Below are 22156 nucleotides of genomic sequence, written 5' to 3'. Positions count from 1 at the left end.
TCAGGTCAGCCTGGCTTTGGTCAGAGCCTGACGGGTCAACTGCCGGCTGAGCTCTTTGCGTTCATCGGCGATCTGGCTGTAGATCCGGTAGTAGAACCTGTCATTCATGGGCTCGGAGGTGAATACCTGAGGCTCAGGCACTGCCAGTTTTAGGGCGAGTTCCTGCAGCTCGACACGCTGCCCTGCATGGCGCTGCTCCAGGCGCGTATCCGAGCGAACCCAATTATCCTGTAGCTCCCTGAGCTGCTCGAGCCACTCGGCCTTCTGTTCGAAGAGGCTGGCGTTGGCGTCCAGTTCCGAGGCGTAAGTTTTGTTCAGGTAGGTCTCCCAAAAGGGCACATCAAGGATCTGATTGACCAGCCCATCACCGGCCTCGCCCTCATGAATCAGGCGATAGGCCCTGACAAACTCCGTATCGCCCACCTGGGCAGTCATCCTGTAGACCATGTAGTTGGGTACCCAGGGCAGTTCGAGGCTTGTGCTCAGCCGGGTCTGGTAGCCGGTGTGGACTTCGACTTCGTCGACCGTTCCGGGCGCACCATCGATCACTTCGCTGGTAAACCTCAAGCCCTGGCCGCCCTCACTCACAGGCCTGACACGTTGCGCCACATCAGCCCGGGCAATGTCACCGATCTTGGCCAGCCGGGCCTTGCCGCGTGCCAGCGTTATCAGGTTTTTTTCCAGTTCCAGTGGTGTGCTTCGGGCGTTATAGAACTCATGGGCCATGGTTTCCAGGCCCATGGCATTGAATATCTGGGCGCCGGCGTCGGCGCAATTGGTGGGCGAACTGGCCATGGTGAACAGTAGCTCGCGCATGCGGGTGTCGTTACTGGCAGCATCGATCAAGCGCCAGACTTTCTGCGTCAAATCTCCCAGGCCTTCCTGATAGGCAATTTGGTCAGAGGGTGTTTCAAATACGTCCGGGGGGATTTCCATTCGGGCGATGACTTCAAAAAAACCCTGTGAGCCGTGCTCGTGCTCTAGAGTCTCCCAGAGTTCCTGCATGGATACCTGTGACCCGGGAGGGCCGAACAACCAGAATGAGCTTTGCTCTGACCCTCGTGGCGGATAAGTGCGATGAGGGTCTAGGCCAAGGGCGCGGCGATACTGAGTGACACGGTCCTGACTCTCCAGGTCGAGCTTCTGGCGTTCAAGGCGGGCATTGGCAATCAACCAGGATTCGGCCGATTGATCGGGGTAGTCGGGCACGGTATGGATCTCGTTGCCCAGCAGGTTCAATTTGAAAGCCTTCGGTCGTGGCTGGTCGAACAACCCCGGGGGCCATTGAGTGATGCGGGTGTTCTCAAGTACCAGTGTCCTGAGTTCGGGCATATGCCCCACGGCCAAAGGGCTGCCAAGAGGGTTGTGGCCCAGATCAAGGTGTTGAAGACGGGTAAGGTGCTTGAGCTGACTCTGCATCCCGGCGTTCAGGGTCAGGCGGTTATGGGCAAGGTGCAGCGACCTGAGGTGCGGCAGTGTATCGAGTGTCTCGGGCAGGGTTTCAAGGTCGTTGGCGTTGAGCGAAAGTACCTTCAGATTGGGAAAGTAGGTCAGGAAGTCGCCCTGGTTTGGGGAAAAGCTGCAATCGTCGAGTCTCAGCAGGCCTACATGGCTCAGGGGGCGGCTTAAAACCAGGCTGTCGGTGCCGGCATGGCCGAACAGGGTGCTGCTGAAGTCCAGTTCGGCCACTATGGCAGCCTGTCCTGTTTTGTTGATATGGACCTTGTCGGCCGATAGCCAGGAGTTCTTTATTCTGGAGCCTATCAGGCGCCTTAAACCATGAAGGTTGGGTGGCAATGCGTTGTCGGTGGTGACGCCGATCGCAGCGCTGATCCAGTTGTCCAGTGTCTCGAAAAGCTGGTCTTTTTCCTCCTCGGTGGCGCGCAGGTGTTCAAGGGCCTGCTCGCTGTCGATTCGCGCCGTGATCAACGCTATCTCGTCGTTATTTCGATAGGGGTAGAGCGCCTTGACCCGTTCCTGCAAGGGATTGGCTGCAGGCGTGGTATTGACCCGGCTGCTGGCGGCGCCGCGCAACAGGGTTTCGCTTTCGGTTGCCACGCAAGCTGCCGGGGATGGCAGATCAAGTGCCGTTCGGATTTCATCGGGGGCGCTGTACTTATCTGCCAGCCATTGTTTGAAGTTCTGGCCAATGGCGAACCTGGATTTCAGGTGCTCGCTGTTGCGTTCGGGGAGCGCCTTCATCAGCGCACCGTGAAAGCGCGAGGCTGGATGCAGCAGGGCATGCTCGCCATCGTAGGTCTCATAGGCGTCCGGACCTTTACGAACCAGTATTCGGGTGTGCCTGGCGTCCTTGGGGGCATGGCTGCAGCGCAAGGTGCCGTCAACGACCAGATCGCGCACCTCGAGATGAAGGTCGTGGATCGCATCGGTGTAGGTTTTCAGGGTGTTTATGGCCAGTTTTTCGCCGTCTGGAGTCAGCAGGTCATCTTCAAGCAGTCCCTCCTGGGCGTGAGCTATGCGGGTTTGGTGTTCCAGCTCGGTGGCCAGATTTTTTACCCTCAGGGGGATTCTGCCATTCTCGAGGAGGGTGGTTTTCTCGAGCGTGCTGGTGGTCTCAAGCAGCGCTTGGGTGATAGGGGCGGGCAGGTGCGCAAAGGTGCTTTCTATCAATCGCGCTGCCGGGTTTTTTGTCTGGCGCTCCCTGGCGTACTGATGGTCGAAGATGTCTTCCCGTCGTTGCCGGGCGTAGTCGGACACCTTGGCCTGCAGGGTGTTGACGGCTTCTGTCTTTGTTGCGCGCGGGCCCAGCAGGGCATCGAGTTGAGGCGTGTTGAAGTTGTCGACAATCAGGGGCCACAGTTTGCCGTTCTTGATGTCCTGCTGAGAAATCCTGAGAGAGTCCTCGGGGAGTGCCTCGGGGGCACCGTAGACATGGGCCATGCCACTGAGGGTTTCATCGACAAAGACATTCAGGGCTTTGTCTGGCGGCCAGCCGGGTAATTCGGTGGGCAGGCTTTCCAGCCAGTTCCCCTTGGTTGAAAGGGCTCGCCCTTGGCGAATACGGGTGATGTCCTCGATATTTTGTTTTTGGATCCTCAGTCGTGCCATACAGTCTTTGAGCAGAGGCGGAGTCGGTTCGTTATGCAGGTGAACCCTTCGCAACACGCCTTCATCGGTGCCGCTGATAATTCGCAGCTTCTCCAGCTCGGCATCGCTGAAGCCCTCGGCGACAGGGCCGAGCCGACGCATAAGGATCGAGCCTTGCCAGGTTTGCGGGCGCTCACCCTCCATCAGCCAGGCGCCTTCACCGTTGTGCTGCATCCGGGGGCCGTAGGCGTGGGGCCGTGTCGGGTGACGCAAGGTATAAGGGCCGGCGCTTTCGGTCTTGTCCAGTACCAGCGTGTGTCGGGCTTGCTGCCCGGAACTGAGGGTCAGCAGTGTTTTGTCCTGGTGGTACTGCAGGCCCAGTTCGTCGGACGCGAGGTGTTCGGGCAGGGCCAGGTCGTGGTGGTAGGCGCTGATGTCAGGGTTCCACAATCGAGTGGCGCCATCGTTGCAGGTGACAGGTTTCATGCCTTGTACAAAGGCGGATGGCTTGGGCAGCAAGCCTCCCAGCACTTTTGTGCCCGCCGCAAAAAAACCTGCCTGGATACCGCTCTCCAGCACCCCGAACAGGTGTTCGAATGCTTCAGTGGTCTTGCCTTGCACCCAGTCGTGGATACCCTCATAGGTGTCGTCCAGCAGTTGCCAGGCCATTTGCAGCAGCATCAGTTCGCCGACGACAGGTACAAAAGGCGCGATGACAAAGGCTGCGGCATTCAGCAGTGCCATGCCAATGCCTTTCAGGCGTTCAAGGCGTGCCTCACGGGTTTTGCGGTCTTCGGCATCGGTCGACACGGCGAGGCTTTTGGCATCGTTGAAAATTTTTGCCAGTTGCCTGCTGTAAAGCGTTTCCCAGAGGTCATCAGGTATCGGCACCAGCAGGTATTCAATTGCGGGTTTTTCGATCGGTATCAGGGTTTGCGCAACCAGTGCGTCTGGTAGCGTTGCGCCCGGTGCGATGGGGGTGTCGGGGATGACCTGCCAGTAGGTTCTTTTAAGACCCTCCAGAAAAGCCCCCAATCGGTCGTGGGCGACGAAGCGGCTGAAGAAATGCTGGTAGGAAGTGCTTTTCAGGCGTTCGGTCAGATGCGCCATGCACTCGCCGATCGATGAGTATTCCTTGACCGGATGCAGGGGGTCGTGGGGTATGTACGCAACTACCGATCGTTGATGTACCGGCATGAAGATCAGCGGGCTTTCGATGTCGAGGGAGAGCACTGTCAGGCGATAGGTCAGCCAACGGTTGTCCAGGCCTATGAGAAAGGCATCCAGTGACTCATACAGGGGCAGGCCGATCTGTCTGGTCATCACGGCGTAGGTCAGATCGGCCTTCAGGTCGGCGCGTTGACTGTCCAGTATTTTGTTTTTCAGCCTTAACTGCCTGCCATGATCGTCAAGACCCAGATGGCGCGTGAGATGGTCCTTGTAGCGGGCGCCCAGATTCAGTGTTCGGCACAAGGCCGTGAACGCCTGCACGGGCATGTGCTCGGTGATGTGATTGAGCTGCTTGAAATGCCCCTGGGCATCGGGGCGGCTGATATACCCCGAGCCTGAGAGGTAGGCATAGGGCAGGGTTTCATGCAGTTCAAAGTTGTGCAGGGCCGCGTCTAGCAGGGACACGCGCCAGGTCGTGGTACCGCTTTCGCGCAGGCCGATGACAGGCAGGTAGTTCGGGATATACAGATTGATAAAGGTGTTGTGTACATCCAGGTCCAGCTGATATTGGCGTTTAATAAGGTTGTTCAGCAAGGGCGCCGCAAACCCGTGAACATCTACGACCCTTGCCAGGTCTTTTTCAACATCGTTGCGGGCGGCCCATCGCGCTGCAAACGTTTTGCGCAAGGTGTCGCCCTGAGCGGGCGTGAGGGTCCTCAAGGTTGGGTGAAGGCTGGGGGACGTCCCTTTCAATGCGTTCAGGGTCGGTCGGCCAAGGGACGTGGCCCAGGGCGGCATGGCCTCGACAATGGTCGTGAAGTGGGGGATGGTCTGGAGTCGGTTCGCCGCTGTTAACCCTTTTTCAGGGGGCGGTTTCAGGGGCGCAAGAGGTGTTGGATCTGGCATGTCCGGTACTCGTATGTCCTGATGGAGTACCTTCAAGATCCGCCAGTACGAGCCCGTTAAAAAGCGCAAATATTTGCTGGCTGGCGGAGGCTTTGCATCAACAATCAGCGATCAATCCATACATATTTAGCACCCATACGTACAGATCCGGCGGTGATCGGCAAAAACTCGCGTTTTCCGGGCAAATCAGCGCGCCAGAGTGCTGCCGCAAAGACGCCCCAGCGTTTAAACTGCGCCTTTGTGACGGAATATGTCGCATTGTCGTAATGCCTTTGTAAATCGTGGTTTGGCGCTATAAGAAGTTGTCGCTTGGCGACAAGGCGTGCTCCCGATGTGTCCCTACAATTCCCCCATCGCTCGCCAGTTTAGGCAGGCGTTCCTCTTCAGGAGACTCCGATGTCCGTTGAGCAAGCCCCGGTGCAACGCGCCGATTTCGACCAGGTCATGGTTCCCAACTACGCGCCTGCAGCCTTTATTCCTGTGCGTGGTGCCGGTTCCCGAGTGTGGGATCAGGCCGGTCGGGAGCTGATCGACTTCGCGGGCGGCATTGCCGTTAACGTTCTTGGCCATGCGCATCCGGCATTGGTCGGTGCCTTGACTGAGCAGGCGAATACTCTTTGGCATGTGTCCAACGTGTTCACCAACGAGCCGGCGTTGCGCCTGGCGAAAAAACTGGTGGACTCGACCTTTGCCGAGCGTGTGTTCTTCTGCAACTCGGGCGCTGAAGCCAACGAAGCCGCTTTCAAGCTGGCCCGTCGTGTCGCCCATGACCGTTTCGGCAGCGAGAAGTACGAAATCATCGCCGCGCTCAACAGCTTTCACGGCCGCACGCTATTCACCGTGAACGTGGGCGGGCAGTCGAAGTACTCCGACGGTTTTGGTCCGAAAATCACCGGCATTACCCATGTTCCGTTCAACGACCTTGATGCGCTGAAAGCGGCGATTTCGGACAAGACCTGCGCAGTGGTGCTGGAGCCGATCCAGGGCGAAGGCGGCGTGCTGCCGGCCGAGCAGGCTTACCTGCAAGGCGCCCGCGAACTGTGCGACCAGCACAATGCGTTGCTGGTGTTTGACGAAGTTCAAACCGGCATGGGTCGTACCGGCGAGCTGTTTGCCTACATGCATTACGGCGTGACCCCGGATATTTTGACCAGCGCCAAGAGCCTGGGCGGCGGTTTCCCGATCGCAGCCATGCTGACCACCGAAGCGCTGGCCAAGCATCTGGTTGTCGGCACCCACGGCACCACCTACGGCGGTAACCCGCTGGCGTGTGCAGTCGGCAATGCGGTAATCGATGTGATCAACACGCCAGAGGTACTGCAAGGCGTCAAGGCCAGGCATGACCTGTTCAAGACCCGCCTTGAGCAAATCGGCCAGCAATACGGCCTGTTCACTCAAGTGCGTGGCATGGGCCTGCTGCTGGGTTGTGTGCTGAACGATGCCTGGAAGGGCCGCGCCAAGGACATTTTCAATGCTGCTGAAAAAGAAAACCTGATGATTCTGCAGGCCGGCCCCGACGTTGTGCGTTTCGCGCCAAGCCTGGTGGTTGACGAGGCCGATATCGAAGAAGGTCTGAACCGCTTCGAACGTGCCGTAAAGAATCTGACGCAAGCCTGAGTGTGACCTCGACGCCCGGCTTGCCGGGCGTCGAACCGAATTTAATGTGCCGGGCCAGGCTCAATGCACAGGGCTTTCAATGTCGGAGCGGGCTTGCTCGCGATACAGGCAGCGCGGTGTGTCAGTCACGCCGCAGTGACGTCATCGCGAGCAAGCCCGCTCCCACAGTTGAAATCCCGGGTGCACTCGACTGTTCGGCCTATACCCCTCTATGCAATTCAAGGATTAAGGAGTGACACCATGCTGGTGATGCGCCCTGCGCAAATGGCTGATCTGGGCGAGGTACAGCGTCTGGCTGCGGACAGCCCGATTGGTGTCACTTCATTGCCGGACGATATCGAACGCCTGCGCGACAAGATCGCCGCGTCTGAAACCTCGTTCGCTGCCGAAGTGAGCTTCAATGGCGAAGAAAGCTATTTTTTCGTCCTTGAAGACACCGCTGCCGGCAAGTTGGTGGGGTGCTCGGCGATCGTGGCCTCGGCCGGTTATTCGGAGCCGTTTTACAGCTTCCGTAACGAGACGTTCGTGCACGCCTCCCGCGAACTTAAGATTCACAACAAGATTCACGTCCTGTCGCAGTGCCATGATCTGACCGGTAACAGCCTGCTGACCAGTTTTTATGTGGTCCCGGAACTGGTGGGGTCGGCCTGGTCCGAACTCAACTCCCGTGGCCGCCTGCTGTTTGTGGCCAACCACCCGGAGCGTTTTGCCGACTCCGTGGTCACCGAGATCGTTGGCTACAGCGATGAAAATGGCGACTCGCCGTTCTGGGACGCCATTGGCCGCAACTTCTTCGACTTGAACTATGCCGCCGCCGAGCGTCTGTGCGGGCTTAAAAGCCGCACCTTCCTTGCCGAGCTGATGCCGCATTACCCGATTTACGTGCCGCTGCTGCCTGACACCGCCCAAGAGGCCATGGGGCAAGTCCACCCGCGTGCGCAGATCACCTTTGACATCCTGATGCGCGAAGGTTTCGAGACCGATCACTACATCGATATTTTCGACGGTGGCCCGACCTTGCATGCCCGGGTTTCGGGCATCCGCTCAATCGCCCAGAGCCGCGTGGTTCCGGTCAAGATCGGCGCACTGAGCACAGGCGGTGGACGTCAGTATCTGGTGGCCAATGCCCAGCTACAGGATTACCGCGCCGTATTGCTGGAGCTGGATTGGGCGCCGGGCAAACCGGTCACGCTGGATCTGGAAGCGGCCGAAGCACTTGGTGTTGGCGAAGGTGCCAGCGTACGAGTGGTAGCGGTATAACGCGTTTGAGCGAGTTTCGCGGGGGTCGTCAGCGAGCCCCGTCCAAGGAGATAGCATGATCGTTCGTCCTGTACGCAACAGCGATTTACCGGCCCTGATTGAGCTGGCACGCAGCACCGGCACCGGCCTGACCACCTTGCCGGCCAACGAAGAGCGCTTGCTGCATCGGGTCACCTGGGCTGAGAAAACCTTCCGTGGCGAAGCCGAGCGTGGCGATGCGGACTATCTGTTTGTGCTCGAAAACGACGATGGCAAAGTGGTGGGTATTTCTGCCATTGCCGGTGCCGTCGGTCTGCGTGAACCCTGGTACAACTTCCGTGTGGGCCTGACGGTCAGCGCCTCTCAAGAGTTGAATATTTACCGCGAAATCCCGACCCTGTTTCTGGCCAATGACCTGACCGGTAACTCCGAGCTGTGCTCGTTGTTCCTCAGTGCCGATTACCGTACCGGGCTCAATGGCCGCCTGCTGGCCAAGGCGCGGATGCTGTTTATCGCCGAGTTCCCGGAGCTGTTTGGCAGCAAGATCATTGCCGAAATGCGTGGCATGTCCGATGAAAGTGGCCGCTCGCCCTTTTGGGAAAGCCTGGGCCGGCACTTTTTCAAAATGGAGTTCAGCCAGGCCGACTACCTGACCGGCGTGGGCAACAAAGCCTTTATCGCCGAGTTGATGCCCAAGTTCCCGGTGTACACCTGTTTCCTGTCCGAAGATGCCCGAGCGGTGATCGGCAAGGTGCATACCCACACCGAACCGGCCTTGAACATGCTTAAAAGCGAAGGCTTCAGTTATCAGGGCTACGTCGATATTTTTGACGCAGGCCCGGCGGTTGAGTGTGAAACCAGCAAGATCCGCGCAGTGCGCGACAGCGAAGCGCTGGTACTGGCTATTGGCACACCGGGTGACGACGCAACGCCTTACCTGATGCACAACCGCAAACGAGAAAATTGCCGCATCACGGCCGCCCCTGCGCGGCTGGCTGCTGGCACCCTGGTGGTCGACCCGCTGACCGCCAAACGCCTGCAACTGAGCGCGGGCGACCAGGTGCGCGCCGTTGCCTTGTCCGCCCAGTCAGTGGTCCCACGGGAGTCAAAATAATGAGTACGTTGTATATCGCAGGTACCTGGCAGAGCGGGCAGGGCGAGGCTTTGGAGTCGCTGAACCCGGTTACCCAACACGTGCTTTGGGCTGGCAAGGGCGCCGATGCCGGGCAAGTGGATGCCGCCGTGAAGGCTGCGCGCCAGGCTTTCCCGCAGTGGGCCAAACAGACTTTCGAGCAGCGCCTGAGCGTGCTCGAAGCGTTTGCCGCAAGCCTTAAAAACCACGCCGACGAACTGTCGCGCTGCATCGGTGAAGAAACCGGCAAACCCCTCTGGGAGTCGGCCACCGAAGTCACCAGCATGATCAATAAAGTGGCGATTTCGGTGCAGAGCTACCGCGAGCGCACGGGTGAAAAAAGCGGACCGCTGGGCGATGCCACGGCCGTTTTGCGTCACAAGCCTCATGGTGTAGTGGCTGTTTTCGGCCCGTACAACTTCCCCGGTCATTTGCCCAACGGGCACATTGTTCCGGCGTTGCTGGCGGGTAACAGCGTGGTATTCAAACCGAGCGAGCTGACCCCTAAAGTCGCCGAGCTGACGGTCAAGTGCTGGATCGAAGCGGGTCTGCCTGCGGGCGTGCTCAACCTGCTGCAGGGCGCACGCGACACCGGTATCGCCCTGGCGGCGCACACGGGTATCGACGGGTTGTTCTTCACCGGTTCGAGCCGCACCGGCAATGCCCTGCACCAGCAATTTGCCGGGCGCCCGGACAAAATCCTGGCTCTGGAAATGGGTGGCAACAACCCGCTGGTGGTCGATCAGGTAGAGGACCTGGACGCAGCGGTGTACACCATCATCCAGTCGGCCTTTATCTCCGCCGGGCAGCGTTGCACCTGTGCCCGCCGCTTGCTGGTGCCGCAAGGCGCATGGGGCGACAGCCTGCTGACGCGCCTGGTTGAAGTGAGTCAGAGCATCGAAGTGGGTGCTTTCGATCAGCAGCCGGCGCCATTCATGGGGTCGGTGATTTCCCTTGGCGCAGCGCGCGCCTTGATGGATGCCCAGGAAGTGTTGCTGGGGTCGGGGGCTGTGGCCTTGCTGGAAATGCACCAGCCAGACAGTAATGCCGCCTTGCTGACGCCGGGCATTATCGATGTGACAGAGGTTGGCGATCGTTTGGACGAAGAACTGTTCGGGCCATTGCTGCAAGTGATTCGCTACGCTGACTTTGATGCGGCGATTGCTGAAGCCAACAACACGGCGTTTGGTCTGGCGGCCGGGTTGCTGTCGGATTCCGAAGCGCGTTACCAGCAGTTCTGGCTCGAAAGCCGCGCCGGTATCGTCAACTGGAACAAACAATTGACCGGCGCGGCGAGCAGTGCGCCATTTGGTGGTATCGGGGCGTCGGGCAATCATCGCGCCAGTGCCTACTACGCGGCGGATTATTGCGCATACCCGGTGGCTTCCCTTGAAACGCCGACTCTGGCTTTGCCAGCAGCGCTGACCCCGGGCGTGCGGATGTCGTAACGCTTATCTCAACCCTGTGGGAGCGAGCCTGCTCGCGAAAACCTTAAAGGCCATTCGCGAGCTGGCTCGCTCCCACAGGTGCTGTATGACTTATAACCGTTTTCCGGAGCCTCGCTGATGAAGTCCTTTGAAGTCAATTTTGACGGTTTAGTGGGGCCGACCCATAACTATGGCGGTTTGTCGTTTGGCAACGTCGCTTCCCAGAGCAACAGCCAGCAGGCTTCCAACCCTAAGGAAGCTGCGCTGCAAGGCCTGGAAAAAATGAAAGCGTTGATGGACATGGGCTTTGTCCAGGGCGTGCTGGCCCCGCAAGAGCGTCCGGACGTTGCTGCCTTGCGCAGCCTGGGTTTTGCCGGGACTGATGCTCAGGTGATCGAGCGCGCCGCCAAAGAGGCCATGCCATTGCTGGTCGCCAGCTGCTCGGCCTCTAGCATGTGGGTAGCCAATGCGGCCACAGTCAGCCCCAGTGCCGACACCGCTGACGGTCGCGTGCACTTCACCGCTGCCAACCTCAATTGCAAATACCATCGCAGTATCGAGCACCCGACCACCAGTCGCGTGCTGGGCGCGATGTTTGCCGATCAGGAGCATTTTGCCCACCACGCGGCTTTGCCGGCAGTGGCGCAATTTGGCGATGAAGGTGCAGCCAACCACACGCGTTTTTGCCGCGATTATGGTGAGGCCGGTGTCGAGTTTTTTGTGTTCGGCCGCAGTGCGTTCGACAGTCGTTACCCGGCACCGCAAAAATACCCGGCGCGCCAGACCCTCGAGGCTTCGCAGGCAGTGGCTCGCCTGCATGGCCTGAGCGAGGAGGGTGTGGTGTTTGCCCAGCAAAATCCTGCGGTCATTGACCAGGGTGTGTTTCATAACGACGTGATCGCCGTGGGTAATGGTGAACTGTTGTTCCATCACCAGGATGCTTTCCTCAATACCGAGCAGATGCTGGCCGAGTTGCAGGCCAAGCTGGCGACCCGCGGCGCCAACTTCCAGTCGATCAGCGTGCCCCGTGATCAGGTGGCCGTGGAAGATGCCGTGCGCTCTTATCTGTTCAACAGCCAACTGCTGAGCCGCGCCGATGGCTCGATGCTATTGATCGTGCCTGAAGAGTGTCGTGCCAACCCGCGCGTGTGGCAGTACCTGCAAGGGCTGACGGCCGCTGGCGGGCCGATCCGTGAGGTCAAGGTGTTCGACCTCAAGCAGAGCATGCAGAATGGCGGTGGTCCGGCGTGCCTGCGCCTGCGGGTCGCGCTCAACGAAACCGAGCTGGCGGCCGTCAACCCCGGCGTGATCATGACCCCGGCGCTGTACGACACCCTGACGGTCTGGGTGAACAAACATTATCGTGATGCTTTGCGCGAAAGTGACCTGGCTGATCCACAATTGCTGCTTGAATGCCGCACGGCATTGGATGAACTGACGCAAATCCTTAAACTGGGCGCGGTTTACCCCTTCCAGATCAATTGAAAGGCGCTGTGCCTGGGTGATAGTTGACGCCGGGCACGCACCTTCACACCCCAATGAGAGCGATGAAATGACTGATACCCTGAAGCTGATCCTTGAAGACACCGACGGTACCCAGCTGGAAACGTCCTGCACGCGCGTTGCCGTCATGTGGCAGGGCAAGGAATTGTGGATCCAGCAGGACGGCCGTGGCCAGTTGCTGATCGGTGTAGACGTTGAAGAAGGCGATGCCGAATACGCCAACCTGCTGCTGCGCCCATTGGCGACTAACCTTGTGAGCCTGCAACTGGAAATGGAACCGGCTGATCTGGGCGATGATGAAGACGGTCACGTACACGGTCCGGACTGCAACCACTGATAAGGAAGTTCTATGCTCGCTCTCGGCAAACTGCTTGAACTGACCTTGGCCGGACGTGAACCGGCCGAGAAAACTCAACTGACTGTCGACGGCGTGCGGATGCGCTGGCTGACCGAAGGCGCGCTTGAAGTGCGCCCGCCCGAGGCTCGTGACAACGGTATGGATCTGTTGTTGTCAGCCGGCATCCATGGCAATGAAACAGCGCCGATCGAGTTGCTTGATCGCCTGTTGCAGGCCATTGCACGGGGTACTATCAAGCCCCGTGCGCGAATTCTGTTCCTGTTCGGCAACCCCGGCGCCATGCGTACTGGCGCACGTTTTGTCGAGGAAGACCTCAACCGGCTGTTCAACGGCCGTCACGAAAGCAGCAGTGGCCCCGAAGCCCTGCGTGCTTGCGAGCTTGAACACCTGGCTGAAACCTTTTTCAGCCCTCCCGGGCGTACTCGTCTGCACTACGACTTGCACACGGCCATTCGAGGGTCGAAGATCGAGCAGTTTGCGTTGTATCCCTTCAAGGAGGGCCGTAGCCACTCTCGCGAAGAGCTGTCGCGCTTGCGTGCGGCCGGGATGGAAGCGGTGCTGTTGCAAAACAAGCCCTCCATTGTGTTCAGTGCCTATACCTACGATCGCTTGGGCGCCGAGGCGTTTACCCTTGAGTTGGGCAAGGCCCGGCCTTTCGGGCAGAACGGCGGAGTCAATGTCGAACGTCTGGAGCAGCGTTTGCAGCAGATGATCGAGGGTAGCGAGCCAGCACTGGCCGATGCTTCGCTCGAGGGTTTGCAGTTGTTCAGTGTGGCGCGTGAAGTCATCAAGCACAGTGATGCCTTTATCCTGCACTTGCCTGCCGATATCGAAAATTTCAGCGAGTTGCCCAAGGGCTATCTGCTGGCGCAAGACGCCGGCAAAACCCGCTGGATTATTGAAGAAGAGGGTGCGCGGATCATCTTTCCCAACCCTAAAGTCAAAAATGGCCTGCGCGCCGGTATCATTATCGAACCGACAACCCTGGCCCCACAGGGTTAATCATCCGAGTAATAGATATAGGTTTTGCGCAGGGGCAGCCCCAGTTCTTCGCGTATGCCGTTTTCGCTGAACTGTGCCGGGTTCGTGGGGAGGGCAGGGGTTGCAGGGTCTTTATCGAAGTCAAAGGGCTCTGTGTTGCAAGGTAAGCCCACGGCCTGCAGTTCATCATTTTTCACCAGCGCAGCTTGCTTGGTTCCCTGATGCCCGTCGGGGCTTGCGCCTAAAAATCGTGTGCCCGTGACAAAGTTGTAGGCGTGGCATAGCTCGTGGTACAGAGAGGTAAGCGGTATCGCGCCGGGTGTGGAAAATGCCGGGTTGTAGTACACCGTTCCTCCGAAATCAGGCAGACCTGCCATCCCGACCTGAATAAAAGACCGGCCATCACCCAGATTGGGTATGTATAGGCCGTTATTTACCTGCTTGAGTTCGGCGATGGTGATGGGTTTCTGGCTTTTACGAATACTTTTTGTCAGTTCGCGCAGTAGCTGGCTCCCGTTGCCGGAGCTCAGCAACAGTTTCAAGTCATCCTGAACCCTTACGATAAACTCTTCGCTGCCTTGAATAATCAGCCCTGATTCCGGCAGGGGGATTGGGCTGCCAATAAATGTATTGGCGACCTTTTTGTGCGGGGTGATTCTGCCTTCGGCGATATAGGTGGGCTCGCTGTCGGTGAATACTTTGTCCCTGTCTTTTATTTGATTGAGGATGTCCTGGCCCTGGCCGGTATAGATCACATTGGAGCCCGCTCCGGCTGTAATAAGGTCATCGCCGTCGCCCCCGCATAGAATGCTGTGGCCCTGGCCTCCGACGGCTACATCGTCACCTTCTCCTGCGTCGATAAAGGCCATGCCGGCCCCGCCACGAAAAAAGTCTGCCCCTTTGCCCGTGTAGGCAACGGTTGTGCCCGTGCCATTGGCGTTGACGATGTCATTGCCATCTCCAGTGTCTACGTAGCTGGCACCCCCACGGGTCATCACCATGTCATCGCCAGTACCGGTCAGCACCGTGGACTTGCCGCTGCTGGTCACGACGGTGTCATTGCCGGGGCCGGTTTCGATATGAAAGGTGTTTTTCAGGGTGTCGGCGATGTAAACCGTATCGTTGCCGTTCAAGGTATGAATTTCGATGATCTGCTTTGCACTTGCAGGCTTTATCCGATAGCGCTCATGGTTCAGGTCGATCAGCAGAGAGTCGTTGTCGCCCTTGGTGACGCAAATGGATGCCCGCGCCACCGAGGCGCGGAAGACCAGGCGGTCAATGGGGCGGGGGTACAGGACGCCTTCAGTGACGTAGCGCACGAGGGTGGCGTTATCGCCAATATGAAGAATGCTTTGTGTGGTGCTCTCTGTCACATGGGGCAGGGGGTGTGAAACCGTTGTTTCGGTTCTTTCGAGCGGGGCCTGGGCACCGCCGTCAAACTCGAAATGATGAGGGGCTGGCAGAGGGGTAGTTGTTACTGGGGGCGGGGTTGGGCACATAAGAGATGCTCCTGGGCGTCAAGTTCAAATGTCATCGGTGACCGGGCACCTGTGTCGACAATTGAAACGCCTGGATGGCTTATGTGTGCGTTACATGTTTATGGTGTGCTCCCCGGCGAGCCTGGTTTCAGGGCTGGCCGGGGAATCAGGCATTACACCGCGCGTTTTTGCTGGGTATCCATGCGCTTGATGGTGCGGATTTTCTGCAGTGTGTCTACGCACGTCCGGGCGGCTTCCTGGCCTTTGTGCACGAAGTGCTCAAAGAAAAACTTCTGATGCTCCTCACCGGCGTGGAAGTGGTGCGGCGTGAGGCTGACGGAGAACACCGGCACTTCGGTTTCCAGCTGTACTTGCATCAGGCCGCTGACGACCGTCTGGGCAACAAAGTCGTGACGGTAGATGCCGCCATCCACGACCAGTGCGGCGCCGACAATTCCGGCGTAACGACCGGTCTTGGCCAGCAGTTTGGCGTGCAGCGGGATCTCGAATGCGCCGCCGACTTCGAAGAAATCGATGTCGCTTTCCTGATAGCCCAGCACCAGCATTTCGGCCAGGAAGCCCTTGCGGCTCTGGTCGACAATCTCTTTGTGCCAGGAAGCCTGGATAAATGCGACACGTTCGTTGTGGTGAATAGCTGTAGGTTGCATGTTCAGATTCCTGTTTGTGTGAAAAACAGGGCATATGAATCGAATGGGATTAAAGGGTGCGTTCAGGAGGGCAGCGCACGGCCATACGGCATCGCCACTATCCCGCCTGGTTGACGGCCCTTTGGCGCCAATCCCGTTCTCTCTTCATCCGGACTATGACCGTCGGCCCCGGGATCACACCGGGTCTGCTGACCTTGGTTTATTCCTGGCCGAAGCTCAAGAATGTGCCAAGCGCTCGCGGGCTATGCGCTTTGCGCGCAATTACCGCCGGTGGGGAGTCGCACCCCGCCCTGAGAACGTTGCCGCCAGCCTTTCTGGCGACGGGCATTTTGTATCACAATTTTTTCGCAGATGCATGGCTGCTTTTTGCTAATAGCTATCAATATTTTTGCTGTGTTACCTGCAGATTCCCGGATCAACCCTTGAATATGGCTAATCCTGTGCGTACTGCACTTGTTTGAAAGGGAATACCCCGATTAGCATCCAGAGATGATCACTTCTTGTTGAGGCCGCTCCCATGACTGTTATCGATCTTCGTAGTGACACCGTGACCCAACCCACCCCAGGCATGCGTGAAGCCATGGCAAATGCGCCTATGGGCGATGATGTGTATGGCGAAGATCCTTCGGTGAACAAACTGGAATCCGAGCTGGCATTGCGCCTGGGCTTTGCCAGGGGGCTGTTTGTGCCTACGGGCACCATGAGCAACCTGCTGGCCTTGATGGCGCATTGCGAGCGCGGTGATGAATACATCGTCGGTCAGCAGGCTCACACCTATAAGTATGAAGGTGGCGGGGCGGCGGTCCTGGGGTCCATTCAGCCGCAACCGCTGGAGGTGCAGGCCGATGGCTCGCTTGATCTGAAACAGGTGGCTGCCGCGATCAAACCGGATGACTTCCACTTTGCCCGCACCCGCCTGCTTGCGCTGGAAAACACCATGCAAGGCAAGGTGCTGCCCACCGAGTACCTGGCAGCTGCCGGCCGCCTGACCCGCGAGCACGGCCTGGCGCTGCATCTTGATGGCGCGCGGTTGTACAACGCGGCGGTCAAACTGGGCGTTGACGCCGGTGATATCACCCGCCATTTCGATTCGGTATCGGTCTGCCTGTCCAAAGGCCTGGGCGCGCCCGTGGGGTCGGTGCTGTGCGGCACCGCCGAGCTTGTCTCCCGCGCCCGACGCCTGCGCAAGATGGTCGGGGGCGGCATGCGCCAGGCCGGTCAACTGGCGGCTGCCGGGCTGTATGCACTGGATCATCAGGTGGCGCGTCTGGCCGATGACCATGCCAATGCCCAGTTGCTGGCCGAGGGCCTGCGTGCTGCCGGTTATGAGGTTGAGCCGGTGCAGACCAATATGGTCTACGTCCAGATCGGTGAGCGTGCCGAGGCACTCAAGGCCTTTGCGGCCGGCCAGGGGATCAGGCTCAGTGCCGCGCCGCGCTTGCGAATGGTGACGCACATGGATGTCAGTCGCAGCCAGATTGAGCAGGTGATAGCGGTTTTTGCCGAGTTTTCCCTTCAATAAGCGTTCAATCCGTCCAATTGCTTGTCGCTATCGTATAAACACGCTGTACCCGGGGCGAAGGGCCGATATAATGCGGCCCTTTGCGAGTCGCACTGTCGATTGACGTGATTTACTTGCCTCTGGCCGCAGCCTCCGTGGAAGAACCTATGAAAAGCGCAGAAATCCGTGAAGCCTTCCTTCGCTTCTTCGAGGAGCAAGGTCACACCCGTGTCCCTTCCAGCTCCTTGGTCCCTAATAACGACCCGACCCTGCTGTTCACCAACGCGGGGATGAACCAGTTCAAGGACTGTTTCCTGGGTCAAGAAAAACGTGCCTACACCCGAGCGACCAGCAGCCAGAAGTGCGTGCGTGCCGGCGGCAAGAACAGCGACCTGGAAAACGTCGGTTACACCGCCCGTCACCACACCTTCTTTGAAATGCTCGGCAATTTCAGCTTTGGCGATTACTTCAAGAAAGATGCGATCAATTTCGCCTGGACCTTCCTGACCGGTGTTCTCAAGCTGCCCAAAGACAAGCTGTGGGTGACCGTCTACGCCAGCGATGACGAAGCCTACGACATCTGGACCCAGGACGTCGGCGTGCCTGCCGAGCGCATGATCCGTATCGGCGACAACAAGGGCGCGCCGTATGCATCGGACAACTTCTGGACCATGGGCGATACCGGCCCGTGCGGCCCGTGCACCGAGATTTTCTACGATCACGGCCCGGAAATCTGGGGTGGCCCGCCGGGCTCGCCAGACGAAGACGGCGACCGTTACATCGAAATCTGGAACAACGTTTTCATGCAGTTCAACCGCACCGCCGATGGCGTGTTGCATCCGTTGCCAGCGCCGTCGGTAGACACCGGCATGGGCCTGGAGCGGATCAGTGCGGTGATGCAGCACGTCAACTCCAACTACGATATCGACCTGTTCCAGAGCCTGCTGACCGCAGCGGCGGACGCGATCGGCTGCGCCAACGAAGGCCAGGCATCGCTCAAGGTGGTAGCGGACCATATCCGTTCGTGCAGCTTCCTGATCGCCGACGGTGTACTGCCATCGAACGAAGGTCGCGGCTACGTGCTGCGCCGCATCATTCGTCGCGCCTGCCGTCATGGCAACAAGCTGGGTGCTACTGGCAATTTCTTCTACAAGATCGTCGCGGCCCTGGTGGCCGAGATGGGTGCCAGCTTCCCGGAGCTGGTGCGCGAGCAGGCCAATATCGAGCGCGTGCTCAAGGCTGAAGAAGAGCAGTTCTCCAAGACCCTGGAGCAGGGTCTGAAAATCCTCGAGCTGGATCTGGCTGAGCTCAAGGGCACCGTGGTGCCTGGCGACGTAGTGTTCAAGCTCTACGACACCTACGGCTTCCCGATGGACCTGACGGCCGATATCGCCCGCGAGCGCAACCTGACCGTGGACGAAGAAGGCTTCGAACGCGAGATGGAAGCCCAGCGTGTGCGTGCCCGTTCGGCCAGCTCGTTTGGCCTGGACTACAACACCCTGGTCAAAGTCGACGTGCCGACTGAGTTTGTCGGTTACAACGCTACCCAGGCCTCGGCCAAGGTGGTTGCGCTGTATAAAGAAGGGCAGTCGGTTGCCAGCCTGAACGAAGGCGACGAGGGTGTGGTGATTCTCGACCAGACCCCGTTCTATGCCGAATCGGGCGGTCAGGTCGGCGATTGCGGTTACCTGCAGGCGGGTGCTGCCCGCTTTGACGTGCGCGACACCACCAAGACCGGTGGCGCTTTCCTGCACCACGGCGTGGTTGCTGCGGGCGGCCTGAAAGTGGGCGAAACCGTTGAAGCCCAGGTGGACGCCGATGTGCGTCACGCCACGGCGCTGAACCACTCGGCCACCCACTTGCTGCACGCCGCCTTGCGCCAGGTTCTGGGCGAGCACGTTCAGCAGAAAGGCTCTCTGGTTGACAGCCAGCGCATGCGTTTTGACTTCAGTCACTTCGAAGCGATCAAGCCTGAGCAGATCAAGGCGCTGGAAGATATCGTCAACGCCGAGATTCGCAAGAATACCCCGGTCGAGACTGAAGAAACCGACATCGAAACCGCCAAGGAAAAAGGCGCCATGGCGCTGTTTGGCGAGAAGTACGGCGACAGCGTGCGCGTGCTGAGCATGGGTGGTGATTTCTCGGTTGAGCTGTGTGGTGGTATCCACGCCAAGCGCACCGGTGATATCGGCCTGATGAAAATCATCAGCGAAGGCGGTGTAGCCTCCGGTATCCGTCGTATTGAAGCGGTGACCGGCGCAGCCGCACTGGCTTACCTCAATGCTGCCGAAGAGCAGCTCAAGGAAGCCGCCAGCCTGGTCAAGGGCTCGCGCGAGAACCTGGTCGACAAATTGTCGGCGGTACTTGAGCGCAACCGTCAGCTGGAAAAACAGCTTGAGCAGTTGCAGGCCAAGGCCGCAAGCGCAGCGGGTGATGATCTGTCATCGTCGGCGGTGGACGTAAAAGGCGTGAAAGTGTTGACCGCCCGCCTGGACGGTCAAGACGGCAAAGCGCTTCTGGCGCTGGTAGATCAGCTGAAGAACAAGCTCGGCCGTGCGGTGATCCTGCTCGGCAGTGTCCATGAAGACAAGGTTGTACTGGTTGCAGGCGTAACCAAAGACCTGACTGGCCAACTCAAAGCCGGTGATTTGATGAAGCAGGCTGCTGCGGCAGTGGGCGGGAAGGGCGGTGGTCGTCCGGACATGGCGCAAGGTGGCGGTGTTGATGCTGCAGCCCTGGACGCCGCGCTGGCTCTGACCGTGCCATTTGTCGAGCAGGGTATCTGAGGTCCAGAACGCGCCGTTGTCTAGTAACGGCGCGTCGTTTGAATGATAAATGGGCGCCCTTTATGGGCTGAGGCTGCTTTGAAATGGCTTTGATCGTACAGAAATTCGGAGGCACCTCGGTCGGCACTGTCGAGAGAATCGAGCAGGTCGCCGATAAAGTTAAGAAGTTCCGCGAAGCCGGCAATGATCTGGTGATCGTGCTATCGGCCATGAGCGGCGAAACCAATCGCCTGATCGACCTGGCCAAGCAAATCAGCGATCAGCCGTTGCCGCGTGAGCTGGATATGATTGTATCCACGGGCGAGCAGGTGACTATTGGTCTGCTGTCCATGGCGCTGAACAAGCGTGGTGTGCCGGCCGTGTCCTACACCGGCAGCCAGGTGCGCATCCTCACGGACAGCTCGCACACCAAGGCCCGTATCCTGAAAATTGACGATCAGAAGATTCGCGCTGATCTCAAGGCCGGTCGTGTGGTTGTGGTTGCCGGTTTCCAGGGCGTTGATGAGCTCGGCAATATCACCACGCTGGGCCGTGGCGGTTCCGACACCACGGGTGTGGCGCTGGCAGCGGCCCTCAAGGCTGATGAATGCCAGATCTACACCGATGTTGACGGCGTCTACACCACTGACCCGCGGGTTGTGGCCAAGGCGCAGCGTCTGGAAAAGATCACCTTCGAAGAAATGCTGGAAATGGCCAGCCTGGGTTCCAAGGTGTTGCAGATCCGCGCAGTCGAGTTCGCCGGCAAGTACAACGTTCCGCTGCGCGTTTTGCACAGCTTCAAGGAGGGTCCAGGTACCCTCATTACTATTGATGAAGAGGAATCCATGGAACAGCCGATCATTTCTGGTATCGCGTTCAATCGCGACGAAGCCAAGCTGACCATCCGTGGCGTGCCGGACACCCCGGGCGTGGCGTTCAAGATTCTGGGCCCGATCAGCGCGGCCAACATCGAAGTCGACATGATCGTGCAGAACGTTGCGCACGATAACACCACCGACTTCACCTTCACCGTACACCGCAATGACTACAATGCGGCGCAAAGCGTGCTGGAAAATACCGCTCGCGAGATCGGTGCCCGTGAAGTGGTGGGCGACACCAACATTGCCAAGGTTTCGATTGTGGGTGTGGGCATGCGCTCTCATGCAGGCGTTGCCAGCCGCATGTTTGAATCGCTGGCCAAGGAGAACATCAACATCCTGATGATCTCGACTTCCGAGATCAAAGTGTCTGTTGTGATCGAAGAAAAGTACCTGGAGCTGGCCGTGCGTTCCCTGCACACCGCTTTTGATCTGGATGCGCCAGCCCGACAGGGCGAGTAAGGCGTCGCCAGAAGGGCGCGGTTAATCCGCGCCCTTTGTTTTTTGGCAGGCATGCACGAAGTCCACCCGTTTTGTCATGTTGGTCAATACTAAGGAGCGCAGAGTGCTACTAGTCGCTAGTAGGCTCGGGCTCTTTTTTTTTGCAGACTGTTGTCCCTGAAAAGATAAGTGTGAGGAGAAACGTATGCTGATTCTGACTCGCCGTTGTGCGGAAAGCCTGATCATAGGCGATGGCGAAATTACCGTGACCGTATTGGGCGTCAAAGGCAACCAGGTGCGCATTGGCGTCAATGCTCCCAAGGAAGTGGCCGTACACCGTGAAGAGATCTACCTGCGGATCAAGAATGAAAAGGATGAAGAACCAAGTCTTTAATTTTATTTAAGTTTTTAGTTGCATGCGGGGAAAAGGCTGGTTATTATACGCCCCGTGTTGCGGAGAGGTGGCCGAGTGGCCGAAGGCGCTCCCCTGCTAAGGGAGTACATCTCAAAAGGGTGTCGGGGGTTCGAATCCCCCCTTCTCCGCCATTATTCATGTAGCACGTTGTAATCTAGGCAGTTCAGTAAGTTGTTGAAAATACTGAAAAAAAATCTTGCCAGAGAGATTCAACGGTCTATAATGCGCCGCATTCAAATGCACTCGTAGCTCAGCTGGATAGAGTACTCGGCTACGAACCGAGCGGTCACAGGTTCGAATCCTGTCGAGTGCACCATTTAAGAGTCAATTGCCAAGGCGATTGGTTTTGCTTCAACCAGCGGTGGTCTGGTCTATCAAACACAACTTGCACTCGTAGCTCAGCTGGATAGAGTACTCGGCTACGAACCGAGCGGTCACAGGTTCGAATCCTGTCGAGTGCACCATTTAAGAGTCAATCGCCCAGGCGGTTGGCTTTGCTTCAACCAGCGGTGGTCTGGTTTATCAAACACAACTTGCACTCGTAGCTCAGCTGGATAGAGTACTCGGCTACGAACCGAGCGGTCACAGGTTCGAATCCTGTCGAGTGCACCATTTAAGAGTCAATTGCC

The 22156-nt window shown here is 58.4% G+C and carries 14 protein-coding genes, 4 tRNA genes and 1 riboswitch; of the genes, 15 read left to right on the top strand and 3 right to left on the bottom strand.

Annotated elements, in window-relative coordinates:
- On the bottom strand, nt 1–4905 hold the full coding sequence (locus GHN92_RS08670) for an NEL-type E3 ubiquitin ligase domain-containing protein (RefSeq protein ID WP_165484565.1): 4905 nt from the start codon (nt 4903–4905) through the stop codon (nt 1–3).
- A 615-nt stretch (nt 4906–5520) separates the two neighbouring features.
- Here GHN92_RS08670 and GHN92_RS08665 point away from each other — a divergent pair.
- The 7 genes from GHN92_RS08665 to astE all read left to right on the top strand — a co-directional run bounded on the left by GHN92_RS08665 (nt 5521) and on the right by astE (nt 13402).
- Complete coding sequence (locus tag GHN92_RS08665; protein WP_095020866.1) at nt 5521–6741, top strand: aspartate aminotransferase family protein; 1221 nt, start codon at nt 5521–5523, stop codon at nt 6739–6741.
- A 240-nt stretch (nt 6742–6981) separates the two neighbouring features.
- Nucleotides 6982–8001, top strand: a complete 1020-nt coding sequence (aruF, locus tag GHN92_RS08660) for an arginine/ornithine succinyltransferase subunit alpha (RefSeq protein ID WP_095003233.1) — start codon at nt 6982–6984, stop codon at nt 7999–8001.
- Nucleotides 8002–8056: 55 nt separating this feature from the next.
- Entirely contained in the window at nt 8057–9094 is a 1038-nt protein-coding gene (gene astA, locus GHN92_RS08655) for an arginine N-succinyltransferase (protein ID WP_153379896.1), read from the top strand.
- Nucleotides 9091–10560: a succinylglutamate-semialdehyde dehydrogenase gene (gene astD, locus GHN92_RS08650; protein WP_169916948.1), complete on the top strand. Its 1470-nt coding sequence runs from the start codon at nt 9091–9093 to the stop codon at nt 10558–10560. Before astA ends, astD begins: the two co-directional genes overlap by 4 nt.
- Nucleotides 10561–10677: 117 nt before the next feature.
- Nucleotides 10678–12024, top strand: coding sequence for an N-succinylarginine dihydrolase (gene astB, locus GHN92_RS08645; protein ID WP_095003230.1), 1347 nt, complete (start codon nt 10678–10680; stop codon nt 12022–12024).
- A 67-nt stretch (nt 12025–12091) separates the two neighbouring features.
- The gene (locus GHN92_RS08640) at nt 12092–12379 is read left to right on the top strand and encodes a hypothetical protein (protein WP_003440880.1); all 288 of its coding nucleotides are present in this window, start codon (nt 12092–12094) and stop codon (nt 12377–12379) included.
- Nucleotides 12380–12391: 12 nt separating this feature from the next.
- Nucleotides 12392–13402 (top strand): succinylglutamate desuccinylase, encoded by a 1011-nt coding sequence (gene astE / locus GHN92_RS08635; protein ID WP_095003229.1) that lies wholly within the window; start codon nt 12392–12394, stop codon nt 13400–13402.
- On the opposite strand, the gene GHN92_RS08630 is transcribed toward astE, so the two are convergent.
- Nucleotides 13399–14880, bottom strand: coding sequence for a M91 family zinc metallopeptidase (locus GHN92_RS08630; RefSeq protein WP_133144244.1), 1482 nt, complete (start codon nt 14878–14880; stop codon nt 13399–13401). The genes astE and GHN92_RS08630 overlap by 4 nt on opposite strands.
- Nucleotides 14881–15032: 152 nt before the next feature.
- A complete protein-coding gene (locus tag GHN92_RS08625; RefSeq protein WP_095003366.1) occupies nt 15033–15527 on the bottom strand; it encodes a 6,7-dimethyl-8-ribityllumazine synthase in 495 nt (164 codons plus the stop codon).
- A 131-nt stretch (nt 15528–15658) separates the two neighbouring features.
- Nucleotides 15659–15829: riboswitch (FMN riboswitch) on the bottom strand.
- Nucleotides 15830–16044: 215 nt separating this feature from the next.
- Between GHN92_RS08625 and ltaE the strand changes: the two genes are divergently transcribed.
- From ltaE to GHN92_RS08585, 8 genes are all read left to right on the top strand, one after another.
- Nucleotides 16045–17049 (top strand): low-specificity L-threonine aldolase, encoded by a 1005-nt coding sequence (gene ltaE / locus GHN92_RS08620; RefSeq protein ID WP_133144243.1) that lies wholly within the window; start codon nt 16045–16047, stop codon nt 17047–17049.
- Between the two features lie 146 nt (nt 17050–17195).
- Nucleotides 17196–19814: an alanine--tRNA ligase gene (alaS, locus tag GHN92_RS08615; RefSeq protein ID WP_095019219.1), complete on the top strand. Its 2619-nt coding sequence runs from the start codon at nt 17196–17198 to the stop codon at nt 19812–19814.
- Nucleotides 19815–19897: 83 nt separating this feature from the next.
- Nucleotides 19898–21133, top strand: a complete 1236-nt coding sequence (locus GHN92_RS08610; protein ID WP_095003369.1) for an aspartate kinase — start codon at nt 19898–19900, stop codon at nt 21131–21133.
- A gap of 184 nt (nt 21134–21317) precedes the next feature.
- Nucleotides 21318–21506 carry a carbon storage regulator CsrA gene (csrA, locus tag GHN92_RS08605; protein WP_095003370.1) on the top strand — a complete coding sequence of 63 codons (189 nt, stop codon included), beginning with the start codon at nt 21318–21320 and terminating at the stop codon, nt 21504–21506.
- 61 nt (nt 21507–21567) lie between these two features.
- Nucleotides 21568–21658, top strand: a tRNA-Ser gene (locus tag GHN92_RS08600).
- Between the two features lie 108 nt (nt 21659–21766).
- Nucleotides 21767–21843 (top strand) — tRNA-Arg (locus tag GHN92_RS08595).
- Between the two features lie 71 nt (nt 21844–21914).
- Nucleotides 21915–21991: transfer RNA gene (locus GHN92_RS08590), tRNA-Arg, on the top strand.
- Between the two features lie 71 nt (nt 21992–22062).
- A tRNA-Arg gene (locus GHN92_RS08585) sits at nt 22063–22139 on the top strand.
- The last annotated feature ends 17 nt before the right edge of the window (nt 22140–22156 follow it).

The sequence above is a fragment of the Pseudomonas sp. FSL R10-2964 genome, assembly GCF_009600035.1.
GTDB lineage: Bacteria > Pseudomonadota > Gammaproteobacteria > Pseudomonadales > Pseudomonadaceae > Aquipseudomonas > Aquipseudomonas bubulae.
Note: the sequence above shows the minus strand (reverse complement) of the source record. Positions and strands in the feature narration are given on the sequence as shown.

Bases quoted from the DNA above. Each gene is read 5' to 3' on its own strand.
- csrA (WP_095003370.1), top strand. From the start codon at position 21,318: ATGCTGATTCTGACTCGCCGTTGTGCGGAAAGCCTGATCATAGGCGAT.
- GHN92_RS08625 (WP_095003366.1), bottom strand. From the start codon at position 15,527: ATGCAACCTACAGCTATTCACCACAACGAACGTGTCGCATTTATCCAG.
- GHN92_RS08640 (WP_003440880.1), top strand. From the start codon at position 12,092: ATGACTGATACCCTGAAGCTGATCCTTGAAGACACCGACGGTACCCAG.
- GHN92_RS08630 (WP_133144244.1), bottom strand. From the start codon at position 14,880: ATGTGCCCAACCCCGCCCCCAGTAACAACTACCCCTCTGCCAGCCCCT.
- astB (WP_095003230.1), top strand. From the start codon at position 10,678: ATGAAGTCCTTTGAAGTCAATTTTGACGGTTTAGTGGGGCCGACCCAT.
- aruF (WP_095003233.1), top strand. From the start codon at position 6,982: ATGCTGGTGATGCGCCCTGCGCAAATGGCTGATCTGGGCGAGGTACAG.
- GHN92_RS08665 (WP_095020866.1), top strand. From the start codon at position 5,521: ATGTCCGTTGAGCAAGCCCCGGTGCAACGCGCCGATTTCGACCAGGTC.
- GHN92_RS08610 (WP_095003369.1), top strand. From the start codon at position 19,898: ATGGCTTTGATCGTACAGAAATTCGGAGGCACCTCGGTCGGCACTGTC.
- astE (WP_095003229.1), top strand. From the start codon at position 12,392: ATGCTCGCTCTCGGCAAACTGCTTGAACTGACCTTGGCCGGACGTGAA.
- astA (WP_153379896.1), top strand. From the start codon at position 8,057: ATGATCGTTCGTCCTGTACGCAACAGCGATTTACCGGCCCTGATTGAG.
- ltaE (WP_133144243.1), top strand. From the start codon at position 16,045: ATGACTGTTATCGATCTTCGTAGTGACACCGTGACCCAACCCACCCCA.
- alaS (WP_095019219.1), top strand. From the start codon at position 17,196: ATGAAAAGCGCAGAAATCCGTGAAGCCTTCCTTCGCTTCTTCGAGGAG.